This is a genomic window from Gemmatimonadaceae bacterium (genome assembly GCA_036496605.1).
In the GTDB taxonomy this organism is placed as follows: Bacteria; Gemmatimonadota; Gemmatimonadetes; order Gemmatimonadales; family Gemmatimonadaceae; genus AG2.
This window is the reverse complement of sequence record DASXKV010000030.1, coordinates 75,840-88,144: the sequence shown is the minus strand read 5'-3', so window position 1 is coordinate 88,144 and position 12,305 is coordinate 75,840. Positions and strand designations below refer to the sequence as shown.

Below are 12,305 nucleotides of genomic sequence, written 5' to 3'. Positions count from 1 at the left end.
GCATGCACTGAGCAAGATTGAGGGATAGCTATGGGTGCTCCAATTAACGGCGGTTCCTCTGCGTCCGAAGTGCTCGCATCGACAAGCGAAGCGCTCTCGTCAAAAGAACGCGACCAGTTGCGGCGAGCTCGGGGTACTCGACTGCCGGTGATCGTCGTGGTTCTCTCGCTCGCGCTCGCGATCCTGCTTCCACGCGTGAGCGAACGACGCATCGAGCGGCTTCGCAACGAGATCAACGACGTCGCCGACCCAGCCCGACTGCGAATTGCCCAGATTCAGCTCGCGATCGCGCGCGAGTCTTCGCAGCGTCGCGGATACCTGCTTGCCAGGGACGAGGAGTCCGAGCGCCTATTCGCCGAGTCGCGCACGAGCCGCAGGAAAGCGGAGCAGGCACTGCTCGCGGATGCGCGACGATTGGATGCGCCTGGATCGACGCGGCTCGCCGGTGCTGCGATCAAGATCCAACTTCTGGATCAGGGTCTCGATTCCCTCATCTCGAGCGGCGGTACCGAATCCGCGGCGATGCTCGACGAACAGCGCCGGCGGTTCACGGTCATTCAGACCACCGCCGACAGTCTTGGCGCGACGATCGACAGCGCCGCGAATGCACGTCGAGCCGACATCAATGATACCGAGCAAGCGATCGCCGTCATCACCGCGGCGCTCGTCCTGCTCGGACTGGGGGCGACGTTCCTCGTCGCGCGGCTCGAGAGCCGCGTGCGCGCCCAAGCGCTACGCCTGGACGAGAGCGAGAGGAGCCTCCGCGCGAGTGCGCGCGAGCGCGAGCAGTTGCTCGAGAGCGAGCACGCCGCCCGGCACATGGCGGAGCAGCGTCGATCGCAGCTCGAGCGCGTGACGGAGAGCCGGGGTCGATTGCTTCGCGGCTTTACACACGACGTGAAGAACCCACTTGGCGCCGCGGATGGCTACCTCGCGCTCCTCGAGGACGGGATCGTCGGCCAGATCGAGGATCGTCAACGCGAGACGATCGCGAAGGCGCGGCGATCGATTCGTCACGCCCTCGAGCTCATCGGCCAACTGCTCGACATCGCGCGCGCCGAGTCTGGCCGCTTGCCGATTCACCCCGAGAAAACCGACGTTCGCGAACAGGTACGCGAGGTTGCGGATGCATTCGTACCACAAGCGAAAGCGAAGGGCCTGGCGCTGGAACTGAAGCTCGCCTCTGACGCACCGATCATCGACACCGACCCGATACGTTTGCGGCAGGTCGTCGGCAATCTCGTCTCGAACGCGATCAAGTACACGCCGAGCGGCGGGCACATCGCCGTCAACGTCGAGAAATGCGATGGCGTCGAGGCGGATCGTGAGCAAGTTGTCATCGTTGTATCCGACACGGGCCCCGGCATTCCCGAGGACAAGCTCCCCGTACTGTTCATGGAGTTCACGCGCTTCGATCCAACTGCTGCCGAAGGGACGGGAATCGGACTCGCCATCAGTCAGAAGATTGCGGAAGCGCTCGGCGGGGAGATCACGGTCGAGAGCCGGGTCGGCATGGGCAGTTCGTTCACTTTGCGCCTCCCATCGGCGCATCGCCACACGTAGGCGATTTGACCGCGCACCGAATCACCGTTCAGGAATTGATCGAATCCGTACAACGTGACGTGGGTTATAGTCCGCGCCTGCGCAAAACACGAGTGTGTACTCGTAGTTTCCCTCCCGTGTTATCCCCGTCACAATCAGGAGTGCACAATGCGCGGCTCGAGAGTCGTCCTGGCATTGGCGATGTCGTTATTTGCCGCCCGCGTGACGAACGCTCAGACGTCCAGCGGCGACGACAAACAGTGTATTGTCAAAGCGCGAGGAAATCCCTCGGACACTGGTCTCGCCAATCGCGCCGATCCAACGCAGCAAGGGAGCAAGAACTGTCCTCCGCCGTCGGTCGGCCACGCCACGATCAGTGGCGCCCTGTATTTCGATCTCGACGAAAACGGCATGATGAGCTCCGACGAAGAAGGTCTTGTCGGTTGGACGGTGCAGCTGACGGGCCCCGTGAGCCAATCCGTTCTGAGCGTCGATGGCGGCTTGTATTCGTTCAGCGGCTTGAGCTCTGGTACTTATACCGTGTGCGTCATGACGCTGCCCATGTGGACCCAGACTGGTCCCGTAAGCGGCGAGATGTGCCCGCTCGGCAAGGGGTACAAGATCGTCGTGCCGTCGCTGGCATCCGACATGTCATATAACGGCAACGATTTCGGCTTCGTCACGCAGCCGTAGAACGCTTGTTGGGAGTGCGTGAAGAGTGGGCCCGGGCAAGTTGCCGGGCCCACTTTGTTTGCGTGATCGCTTCGAATTACTGGATGCGCGCCGCGACGGAGCTGGCCGTCGTCGCGCAGGACGACCACGTACCGCTCCCGGCGCGTTGAATCCACCGCCGTCCCTCCTCAGCCCGACCGAGTTGGATCAACGAACAACCGAGATAGCCCTGCGAGGTGCGGTCCGCCGGGTCCGCGGCGATCGCTCGCGTGTAGAAGGCGCGTGCACCATTGAAGTTCTGCATCGCGTAGAGCGTCGTCGCCAGCTCGCGCAGCGCCGGGCCGTTGTTGCGGCCGAGCCGAACGGCCTTGACCGCTTCGTCGCTGGCCATCGTTAGGTTACTGGTCTCGCGAGCAAGACGTGACAGGTAGACGTGCGGCAGTGGATTGTTTGGCGCGCTCTCACTCGCGACGGCAAAACGAGCGCGCGCGACGTCATTTCGTCCCTCGCGATAGGCGGCGATTCCCTGCTCGAGCGCAGCGTTTGCCCGCGCTCGCCGGATCATTCCGCGGCCTCCCACAGCGATCGCGACGACGATCACGGCGACGGTGGACGCGAGCGCCCACGTCGAGCGCCACTGCCGTCGCGTGTTCTGCTCGGAGACTGTCCCCGCGGGGATCGTCGCGGGACTGGCGATCTTCGTCGACGCATCGCTCACCGTTGTCATTTGGATCGCGCGCGTGCGCTTTGCCGTCGCCACGCGGCCTGGCATGAGTGCGACCGCCGCATGCAGCGCGTGCGCGAAATCCCGAGTCGATGCGTACCTGAGACCCGCTTCGCGCTCGAGCGCCTTCGTCATCACCGCTTGCAACTCGTTAGGCCAGGCCACGTCCGGACGCACCTCCGCCATCGATCGTGGCGGCTGCGTGAGTCGCATCACCACCAAAGTTCCCGTCGACGCCTCGGGAAAGGGCAGATCGCCGGTGAGCATGTTGAAGGTGACGAGCGCGAGCGAGTACAGATCGCTGCGTCCATCGATGGGCGCGCCGGAGAGCTGCTCGGGACTCATGTATTGCGGCGTGCCGACGACGATACCCGTGCGTGTTACTCCGTGACCACTGTCGCCAGTTGACTTCGCGATGCCGAAGTCCACGACCTTCACGGTGTCGCTGCCGTCCGCGCCAGCACTGACCATGATGTTGTCTGGCTTGAGATCGCGGTGGACGATCCCCAGGGCGTGTGCGGCGTGGAGTCCCTCCGCCGCTTGCCGAATGATTTCGCAGACCCTTAACGGCGGGAGCGCGCCGTTCGAGTGCAGAATGTGTGTGAGCGGCTGGCCTTCGATGTACTGCATCGCCAGGTAGAGCAGCCCATCCGGCGTCTCACCAAAGTCGTAGATCGCGGCGACATTCGGATGATCGATGCGGCTGGCACTCGCAGCCTCGCGATTGAAACGACCGATGGCGTCGGCGTCGCCAGCCATGGCAGGATGGAGGACCTTGATTGCGCACTGGCGGCCCATCTTGACGTGCTCGGCGAGGTACACACGACCCATGCCACCGGCGCCGAGCAGCTTTAGCACATGATAACGCTCGGCAATCACCGAGCCGACAAGATCCGTCCTCACGCCGCTTTGCCAGACCAGCGCCGTGCCGTCCTTCGGGCAGAACCGCTCGGTCTCCGGGTACTCGACGGTACAAGTGGGGCAGATCTTCGGGCTCGCGGCCATGGGCTCGGCGGAGAAAGGGAAGGGGGCATCTAAAGACGCCCCCATCGCCAGTACAGTCACGTCGCGTGCGCGGCTGCTCCGCTCGCAGCGTCGGCAGCGAGCCATGAGTCGCCACTCTCCCCGTCACGGGACGACGCTCGCAACGCGACGTCGCCGGCCACTACGCGCGGCCCGATCTCCTGGAGCTCGTCATTCATCGTCGCTGATTTTCATTCGTACCTTGTTCGATCGATCGACAGCGTTAGGTTGCCTCTCACGATGAAGCCCTATCGAGAGTACGCGCTCATGTCGGTCTCGATGCACGACAGCGCCGAGCTCCGCTTGCTCCTTCGCGATGCAATCATCTGCAATAAGATCGCACATGTGGTCGAGACGGGAACACACGAGGGGCTAGGATCAACCCGATTCGTCGCCGAATCGTTCCCGCATGATGCGCCGCCGAAAAGCTTCGTGACCATCGAGGCCGGCTGGAAGAATTGGCGTCGCGCCAAGCGCAATCTCCGCCCATTTCCCGGCGTGACGCCGGTGTGGGGACACACGTTGGAGCTGCGCACGGGCATCGAGTTCATCGAGCGCGATGAGTGCATTCGGCGACACCAGTGCTATCCGGACGTGTTCATCGACGACGTCGAGGATCCCGTCGGTTTCTACACGCGCGAGTTGAGGCTCGGTCTCTCTGGCGCACCGCGGGGACTTTGGCGCCCTCTCATCTTCGCGATCGACCGCCGATTGCGCTATCGAGGCGAAGGGCTTCTTGCCAAGAGCCTGCTGCCCGTCCGCGATGAGAAACCGCTCATCGTGCTCGACTCGGCGGGCGGCACGGGCTGGCTCGAGTTCACGACCGTCCGCGAAACGATGGGAACACGCCCGTATCTGCTGCTCCTGGATGATGTGCATCATCTGAAACATTTTCGCAGTCTCGAACATGTGCGGCGCGATGACGCATTCACGATCCTCGGCCTCGACGAGCAACACGGCTGGATGCTCGCGCAACACAATGTCGATGATCGCTCGATGTAACTCGCCTAACGCTTCTCGGCGGCCTTGGTTCTCACGACGATCACGCCGTTAGCCGCGTCGGCGCCGTACAGGCTCTTCGCCAACTCGCCCTTGAGAACGTCGACGTTGTCGATGCGCGCACGGTCGATCGTCTTGAGCACGGAGGGATCTGACCGCACGCCATCGATGATCAGAATTGGCGCCCCCTCGCGTCCCGCCGCCGCCCGCATCTCTCGAAGCTGCGCCTCCGAACGTTCTGCCTCACCTCGGTTGAGCTGAACGCTGTCGACCTTCTTCGCGAATTGCACCGTCCGATTGCCCTTCGTGTACAGATAGATGCGCCCGCGACCGTCCGCCTTATCCACTTCGACGCGCGCAAGGCTGTCCTCGGGGATGGCTTTCGCTGCCCTTTCCGTCGTTGCGACGCCGTCGACCCACCAAGCGAGAGCCGAGTCGGTCTTGACCATGCCTAACGCCTTGGCACTCCGCTCCGCGGTGCCCGCATCCATTTGTTGAATTTCGGTCGCCGTGGGCATCTTGGCCTCGCACGCAGCGAGGAGAGCAGCGAGTCCGAGGAACGCGGCGCTTGCGCCGCGAAGGATCGGGCGAGTGAATCGACGGGGTTGCATGGCGAGAATCCGTTGATGAAGGTGAGATGAGTCGTCGGCGAGCGCGGTCGCGGCGAAGCGCACGCGTGTCGAGCGCTCTGCGACGTCGATGAGCAAGGAGCCGTAGGATCGTGAGGACACGCCTTCGCCAAGGACGCGCGCGTCGCAGTCGACCTCGATCGCGAGCCGCATCCGCGCCAGCATGATCCAGAGCGCGGGGTTCCAGGGCATGATGGCAACGAGTGCGCAGGTCGCCGCGAGTACGATTGGGTCGCCCGCGTCCACGTGTGATGCCTCGTGACTCACGACGACGCGTTGCTCGTCTTCCGACCGCAAGAGCACCCACCGCGGCACGATGATCTCCGGTCTGGCGATGCCGATCACGATCGGCCCAAGGCCTGGCGACAGACGCACACGATGGCCGTGGAGGTCCACCATCGGCCACGATCGCCGCGCGTGCCGCATTCGCGCATATGTGAGGACGCAGCACCCGCTGGCGAATAGCGATGCGAGGCCCCAGAGACCGGCGATGTACCACGTCGTCGCTGGCGACACGCGCCGCTCGACGGATCGCAAGCTCGTCTGCACGAGCGCGAGCGACGAGAGATCTACGCTTGTGCGCGACTCTTTGTGGGCGGGGCGAGCACGCAGCGGAGCAATCGCGCCGAGGGCGCTGCAAAGGAGCGCGGCACCGAGCCAGACGAAGCGTGTCGGGCGGCGGACCAAGCGAAGCAGAAGATCGGCCGCGGTGGCGGCGGCGGCGACACAAAGCCCGATAGCGATTGTGTACAGCATCCACGCGATCATGACTTCTCTCCCAGACGCTGCGCGATGAGTTGCCGCATGCGCTCCAGCTCTTTGCGGCTCAGCTTCTTGTCGGAGACCATCTGCGCGAACATCCGCTCGACGGAGCCGTGGAAGATCGCGTCGCGCACACGCGCGAGCGCGCTCCCGCCGGCACGCTCGGCTTCCACAGTGGGGAAGTATCGGTAGGCGCGTCCCTCCGCTTCGTGGCGAATGAAGCCTTTCTCTTCCAGCGTCTGGAGTGCCGACAATACGGAGGTGTACGCGAGGTCTTCTTCGAGCGCGTCACGAACCTCGGACACGCTCCCAGAGCCCAAACGCCAGAGGACGCTCATCACAGCAAGCTCGCGGGGCGGAAAATAGATGTCGCTCACGTGGCCTCGTGTCTACTGAACTTCCAGTAGAATACGGTCGCCGGCGCTCGCTGTCAACTGGTTTTTCCGTAGATCGCAATTCGTGTAGTCTGGTGGCGCTTTCCAACCATTCGGCCTCGCTGGACGTCACAGGGATAGGCCATCAGGAGCAATGGATGCACGCGCGACGGATGATCGACGACATGCGACAGGATCTTCGCTACGCCTCGCGCACCCTACTGCGCGACGCGGCGTTCACGGCGTTTGCGGTCGTCATCATCGCTCTTGGCATCGGTGCGAGCGCGACCGTGTTCAGCGTGGCGAGCGCGCTGTTACTCCGACCGCTGCCCTTCGACCGCCCCGAACAGTTGGTCTGGATTCAGAACGGGACCGCGCCGGGGCTGTCGACGCAAACGGCGCAGGTCAATCCGTATCTCTCGTTCGTGAAGGAGAATCGCTCGTTCTCCGAAGTCGCCGCGTATTTCGCATTCTATGGCGTGGGGGACATGACGCTCAGCAGTCCGACGGATGCGATCCGACTCAGCGCGGTGCCCGTCACACAGAATTTCTTCCCGATGCTCGGCGTGCGGCCGCGGATTGGCCGAGGGTTTACCCCGGAAGAAAGCATCTGGAACGGTCCGAAAGTGGCCCTGATCAGCCACGGGCTCTGGGAACACCGATTCGCTTCGGATCCCGGCATCGTGGGACGGCCGATCATGCTCGATGGCGCGCCGACCACGGTCGTTGGTGTGCTGCCGGCATCCTTCGACTTTGGATCGATCTTCGCGCCCGGCGCACGGATCGACGTGTTCACGCCGTTCCCGCTTGCGCCCGAGACGAATCGCTGGGGAAATACGCTCGCGATGGTTGGGCGCCTGCGGCCCGGAGCGACGATCTCGAGTGCCGCCGCCGAGCTGCGAGTGCTGTCGCCCCGAATCACAAGCGAGAACCCGAACGCGAACAACTTCGATGCGACGGCCGTGTCGTTGCGCCAGCATGTCAGCGGTCGCGCGCGGGCCGGCCTTCTCGTACTCGCCTTCGGCGTGGGCGTCGTCATGCTCATCGTGTGCGCGAATCTCTCGAATCTGCTGCTCGCGCGGGCCACGACCCGCCAGAAGGAGATGGCGATTCGCGCCGCGTTAGGCGCCGGGCGCCGCCGGCTGGTCGGCCAGATGCTGACGGAAAGCGTGCTGCTCTCGTGGTGTGGGGCGATCGTCGGTGTGGTGCTCGCGGTGATGGGCACGCGAGCGATCGCCAGGATGGACGCGGTCAGCCTGCCGCTTCTCGGCAACGTCGCCATCAACGGTGGCGCGCTGGCATTCAGTGCGCTGCTGGCCGTGGTGGCCGGTCTCGCCTTTGGAATGGCACCCGCGCTCCAGCTGTCCGAGCACGGCGTTCACGACGCGCTGAAGGCCTCCGGACGGTCGTCGACCCACGGCAAGCACGGTCAACGTGTGCAGCGTTCGCTCGTCGTCTCCGAGATCGCACTTGCCTGCGTGCTGCTGGTGGGATCCGGCTTGTTGATCCGGAGTTTTCTCAAGGTCCTCGACGTCGATCTCGGCTTTCGTCCGGAGCGAGTTGTCGCGGTGCGCGTCGATCCAGACCGACAGCGCGCTTTCAAGTCGTCGCAAGAGTTTGTCGCGTACGTTGACGAAGTGCTGCGGCTGGCGAGAGAGATTCCGGGCGTCACCTCGGCGACCATCGCGGACGGCCTCCCGCTCGGCAGTAATCGCAGCTGGGGCGTGTCAGTTGGCGGAGAGGAATATGTGAAAGGCAAGTGGCAGGCGGGTTTCATTCGCATCGCGACAGATGGCTTCGTCCCGACAATGGGCATGCGCGTGATCGCGGGACGAGATCTGGCGCCCACGGACATCGAGTCCAGCGAGAAGATCGTCGTCATCAATCAGACTGCCGCGAAGGAGCTCTGGCCCGGCAAGGGCGCGTTAGGCAGGCTGCTCAAGGTCGGTGGCGCCGACCGGCGCGTCGTCGGCATCGTCGGCGACGTTCGTCATCTGACACTCGAGGAGGGCGCGGGGGATGAGATCTATCTTCCGATCCGACAGGTCTTCGACTACTCGACGCTGACGCTGATCGTCCGCACGAAGCTCGAGCCCGGATCGCTCGCGCATACTTTACGTCGTACGCTGACAACGGTCGTGCCCAATCTGGCGACGAACGAAGTGCAGACGTTGCAGGGCGCTGTGGACAAAGCGGTTTCGCCACGACGCTTCTTCACCGCCTTGCTGGGCGGATTCTCGGTCTTTGCATTGTGCTTGGCGCTGTTGGGGATCTACGGTGTCATCTCGTACACGGTCACACATCGAACACAGGAGATTGGAGTACGGATCGCCCTCGGGGCTTCGTCGCGCCAGGTTCAAGCGAGGATCGTTCGCGAGACGCTGGAGCTCGCACTCGCCGGGATCGTCATCGGGACCGTATGTGCATGGATCGCGGGGCGCACGCTCAGCGGATTCCTGTTCGGCGTGACCGCGGCAGATCCCGTGACGTATGGTGGGATGATCGTACTCCTCTCGATCGTCGCGGTGGTGAGCGGGTATGTGCCGGCACGCCGTGCGTCGCGAATCGATCCAATCGTCGCGCTGCGGGAGAGTTGACAGGCGTTAGGCTCGCGGCCGAGAGCGGTCGCTCGGTCGAGTGACATGCCACACAACCAACGGCCGATGCGCGAGCCCCGGCGATCATAGACGCAAAATTGTCGAGCAGCGTCAGCGTGTTGAGCCGTTATCTTGGAAATTAGTGTTTGCTAGGCATTTGCCGCGCTGTGTTTGCCAAAATCAGGTGACGAACGGCGATGCCAGCAGAAGAGAGCGCCGCGCGCAGGCTCGCATAATGCCTGTATAAGGGGTCCGCATGCAGCGAGGCGGATCATGTCAGCAGACACGAGGACGGACTGTACGCTCGCTGGAGCTATCGCGGACGCGTTGCGCGGCGCGAGCGAGCAATTGGCGAGACGGTGGCTGCAACGAGTCGCGGAACGCGTCGACATCGAGCCAGCGATGGTCTTTCCGTTTGGCGACGGACTCGATGACGTACCGCTATTGATCGAAGGCGTCGCCGACTTCATCGAGAACCCGGTCAACGAGATTGGCGCCGACACGCTCCTTCTCACTCGGGCAATGGAGATCGGGGCGTTCCGCCACGCGCAGGGCTTCGACGTATATGAGATACTCAAGGAATACGAGCTGCTCGGCGGTATCCTCTTCTCCTACCTCGCCAGAATGGCCCACGTCATCGCCGGTGACGGGGAGCAGGCCGAGTTGCTGGCCTGCGGGCAACGGCTGTTCAGGGCCATCTCGCTGATCCAGCAGGCGACAACGGTTCACTTCCTCCGTCTCGCCGACGAGAAGAAGCGCGAGCGCGAAGAGCAGCTCCGCGCGTTCAATCGTGCGGTGTCACACGAGATCAAGAATCAGATCGGTGTCGTCGTGAGCGCCGGTGAGACGTTGCTCATGATAGCGGCCGACGAAACGGTACAGCGCGAGAAGATCATGGAGATCATCGTCCGCAACGCGCGCCTGATGCAGCACACCGTCGAGAATCTCGTCGCGTTGTCCCGAACGGACAACGATGCGCGGACACACCATCACCTCCGGCTCGCGGTGGCGGCGCGTGAGGCTGCGCGGCAACTGCGCGAGAACTCGCGTGTCGCGAACGTGGAGATTCGGTTCGACGAGTTGCCGGACGTCGAGGTCAACGCGGCAGCGGTCGAGTTATGCGTCACGAATTATCTGTCGAACGCGATCAAGTACGCCGATCCGGGCAAAGCGCGTCGCTATGCGGTGATCAGCGGCAGCATCGAGTCGTCGCCGAGCGGGGGACGAGAGGTCATCGTGCGAGTACGCGACAACGGCTTGGGCGTTCCGCTGGAAAAGCGGAGCAGTCTGTTTCAGCGCTTCTACCGTGCTCACGACGCCGCCGCGACGCACGCCGAAGGGACGGGGCTGGGACTGAGCATCGTGTCCGAGACTGTGGCATCGCTCGGAGGAAGAGCGTGGGCCGAGTTCCCGTCCTCGGGATCGGTGTTCGCCTTCTCGCTGCCGTATCGTAGGGAGCAGAGCGGCGACGGGGCGCGGTCGCTCCAACCATCGTTGTGGTGACGCAGGCGGGTTTTCGACGTATTCTCAGCGCGAGGCTCATCGCGCGTGGATGGGGATGGCAGTCGCCTCCGGAGAAGGGGCGTTACGACAACTGCAGCAGCTGGAGCTCGTTCATCCATGACTGAGCTCGAACTGAGCGCAATATTCTTCGCGAGCCCGGATGATTTCCGGACGTGGCTGATGCAACATCACGAAGCCGCGCACGAGCTCTGGGTGGGGTTCCACAAGAAACACACAGGACGGCCGACTCTCACCTGGCCGGAGTCAGTCGACGAGGCGCTCTGCTTCGGCTGGATCGACGGCGTACGCAAATCCGTCGGTCGTGAGGCGTATGTCATCCGATTCACGCCGCGAAAGCCCAGGAGCATCTGGAGCAACGTCAACATCCGCAAAGCGAAGGCACTCGTCGCGAGTGGCCGTATGCACCCAGCCGGGATGCGTGCCTTCGAGGCGCGCGACTCGAAGAAGTCGGGCATCTATTCGTTCGAGCAGCGAAAGCGCGCGCGCCTCGCGCCGAGTGAGGAGAAGCAGTTTCGCGCGAGCAAGAAAGCGTGGGCGTTTTTCCAGTCGCAACCGCCGGGATATCAACAGCTCGCTACCTGGTGGGTGATCTCCGCGAAGCGTTCGGAGACACGAGCGAAACGGCTTGCGACCCTCGTCTCCGATTCGGCAGCAGGGCTCAGGATTCGCGAATTGCGTCTCACTCGGGCTGCGGAATAGCCATTGCCTAACGACATCTCGCAAAAGGGCCTAGGGTGGGGGACTAGAGCCCAAGCGTCAGGCGGCTGCCTGGATTGGGTGATGCCGATGTCTCGCGCACGCGCACCTGATGCTCGGCATTTCAGTCGCGGGCGGATACATGTGGTAATACATCGCGACGACCATCGGCGTGAAGACGATGGCATTGTAGAACAGATGCAGCTCGATGCGCGGAATCCAGATCTGTCCGATGCTCGTCGGAACGGTCCCGCCGAAGAGGTAATGATGCGTCAGCGCCTGGTAGAAGAGCAGCGCGTGTTCGAAGTGGTGCCAGAACTGGATCCCGAAGGCCACCATCCACCACGTCCGCGAGCGGCCCGTGAAGCCGCGGCGCAGCACCCAGAGTCCGGCAAGCATTACGATGGCAAAGCCGTAGTGGAGCGTCTCCGTTCGCATGAGCCACGGGTAGTACATGCCTAACAAGCCCATCGCCATGGCTCTTGGCCAATGCAGCGCATACACCTGATAGGCCTGGACAATGTGCTCGACCCAATGAAACAGCACGATGCCCATGAAGAGTTGCAGCGCTGGACGGTGCCAGTTTGAGTTGAGACGCTCCGAAAGGCTGATCGGGTGGTTTGACACCGCACCGAAGCCCAATCCGACTACGTGGGTCACGCTCCTCTCCGTTCGACGCGTCCGCCTATGTGCAATACGGACCGCTGGCTGTCAAGAGAGGGGCTAGGGGCCTCCCGAGAGGACGTGTCCTGCTCGGCCGGCT

11 protein-coding genes are annotated in these 12,305 nt (G+C 63.3%); 6 read left to right on the top strand and 5 right to left on the bottom strand.

The genetic code is table 11. The features are described 5' to 3' along the window. The first annotated feature begins 30 nt into the window (after positions 1–30). Together VGH98_10430 and VGH98_10425 are read left to right on the top strand one after the other, a co-directional pair. Positions 31–1,563 carry a HAMP domain-containing sensor histidine kinase gene (locus tag VGH98_10430; protein ID HEY2376378.1) on the top strand — a complete coding sequence of 511 codons (1,533 nt, stop codon included), beginning with the start codon at positions 31–33 and terminating at the stop codon, positions 1,561–1,563. A gap of 147 nt (positions 1,564–1,710) precedes the next feature. Next, positions 1,711–2,235 (top strand): SdrD B-like domain-containing protein, encoded by a 525-nt coding sequence (locus VGH98_10425; protein HEY2376377.1) that lies wholly within the window; start codon positions 1,711–1,713, stop codon positions 2,233–2,235. 76 nt (positions 2,236–2,311) lie between these two features. On the opposite strand, the gene VGH98_10420 is transcribed toward VGH98_10425, so the two are convergent. Together VGH98_10420 and VGH98_10415 are read right to left on the bottom strand one after the other, a co-directional pair. Continuing rightward, positions 2,312–3,943: a protein kinase gene (locus VGH98_10420; protein ID HEY2376376.1), complete on the bottom strand. Its 1,632-nt coding sequence runs from the start codon at positions 3,941–3,943 to the stop codon at positions 2,312–2,314. 56 nt (positions 3,944–3,999) lie between these two features. Beyond that, positions 4,000–4,140, bottom strand: coding sequence for a hypothetical protein (locus tag VGH98_10415; protein HEY2376375.1), 141 nt, complete (start codon positions 4,138–4,140; stop codon positions 4,000–4,002). Between the two features lie 61 nt (positions 4,141–4,201). Between VGH98_10415 and VGH98_10410 the strand changes: the two genes are divergently transcribed. Then, positions 4,202–4,963, top strand: a complete 762-nt coding sequence (locus VGH98_10410; protein ID HEY2376374.1) for a hypothetical protein — start codon at positions 4,202–4,204, stop codon at positions 4,961–4,963. Between the two features lie 5 nt (positions 4,964–4,968). Here the strand turns inward: VGH98_10410 and VGH98_10405 are convergent, their stop codons facing one another. After that, positions 4,969–6,357 (bottom strand): M56 family metallopeptidase, encoded by a 1,389-nt coding sequence (locus VGH98_10405; GenBank protein ID HEY2376373.1) that lies wholly within the window; start codon positions 6,355–6,357, stop codon positions 4,969–4,971. Next, positions 6,354–6,728, bottom strand: a complete 375-nt coding sequence (locus VGH98_10400) for a BlaI/MecI/CopY family transcriptional regulator (protein ID HEY2376372.1) — start codon at positions 6,726–6,728, stop codon at positions 6,354–6,356. The genes VGH98_10405 and VGH98_10400 overlap by 4 nt, the downstream gene beginning before the upstream one ends. A gap of 155 nt (positions 6,729–6,883) precedes the next feature. Here VGH98_10400 and VGH98_10395 point away from each other — a divergent pair, with 155 nt between their 5' ends. The 3 genes from VGH98_10395 (at position 6,884) to VGH98_10385 (ending at position 11,545) form a co-directional block, all read left to right on the top strand. Next, complete coding sequence (locus VGH98_10395) at positions 6,884–9,322, top strand: ABC transporter permease (GenBank protein HEY2376371.1); 2,439 nt, start codon at positions 6,884–6,886, stop codon at positions 9,320–9,322. Between the two features lie 273 nt (positions 9,323–9,595). Continuing rightward, entirely contained in the window at positions 9,596–10,825 is a 1,230-nt protein-coding gene (locus tag VGH98_10390) for a HAMP domain-containing sensor histidine kinase (protein ID HEY2376370.1), read from the top strand. 117 nt (positions 10,826–10,942) lie between these two features. After that, the gene (locus tag VGH98_10385; GenBank protein ID HEY2376369.1) at positions 10,943–11,545 is read left to right on the top strand and encodes a YdeI/OmpD-associated family protein; all 603 of its coding nucleotides are present in this window, start codon (positions 10,943–10,945) and stop codon (positions 11,543–11,545) included. A gap of 57 nt (positions 11,546–11,602) precedes the next feature. Here VGH98_10385 and VGH98_10380 read toward each other — a convergent pair whose 3' ends face one another. Continuing rightward, the gene (locus VGH98_10380; protein HEY2376368.1) at positions 11,603–12,202 is read right to left on the bottom strand and encodes a hypothetical protein; all 600 of its coding nucleotides are present in this window, start codon (positions 12,200–12,202) and stop codon (positions 11,603–11,605) included. Between the last annotated feature and the right edge of the window lie 103 nt (positions 12,203–12,305).

Bases quoted from the DNA above. Each gene is read 5' to 3' on its own strand.
- VGH98_10430 (HEY2376378.1), top strand. From the start codon at position 31: ATGGGTGCTCCAATTAACGGCGGTTCCTCTGCGTCCGAAGTGCTCGCA.
- VGH98_10425 (HEY2376377.1), top strand. From the start codon at position 1,711: ATGCGCGGCTCGAGAGTCGTCCTGGCATTGGCGATGTCGTTATTTGCC.
- VGH98_10420 (HEY2376376.1), bottom strand. From the start codon at position 3,943: ATGGCCGCGAGCCCGAAGATCTGCCCCACTTGTACCGTCGAGTACCCG.
- VGH98_10415 (HEY2376375.1), bottom strand. From the start codon at position 4,140: ATGAATGACGAGCTCCAGGAGATCGGGCCGCGCGTAGTGGCCGGCGAC.
- VGH98_10410 (HEY2376374.1), top strand. From the start codon at position 4,202: ATGAAGCCCTATCGAGAGTACGCGCTCATGTCGGTCTCGATGCACGAC.
- VGH98_10405 (HEY2376373.1), bottom strand. From the start codon at position 6,357: ATGATCGCGTGGATGCTGTACACAATCGCTATCGGGCTTTGTGTCGCC.
- VGH98_10395 (HEY2376371.1), top strand. From the start codon at position 6,884: ATGCACGCGCGACGGATGATCGACGACATGCGACAGGATCTTCGCTAC.
- VGH98_10390 (HEY2376370.1), top strand. From the start codon at position 9,596: ATGTCAGCAGACACGAGGACGGACTGTACGCTCGCTGGAGCTATCGCG.
- VGH98_10385 (HEY2376369.1), top strand. From the start codon at position 10,943: ATGACTGAGCTCGAACTGAGCGCAATATTCTTCGCGAGCCCGGATGAT.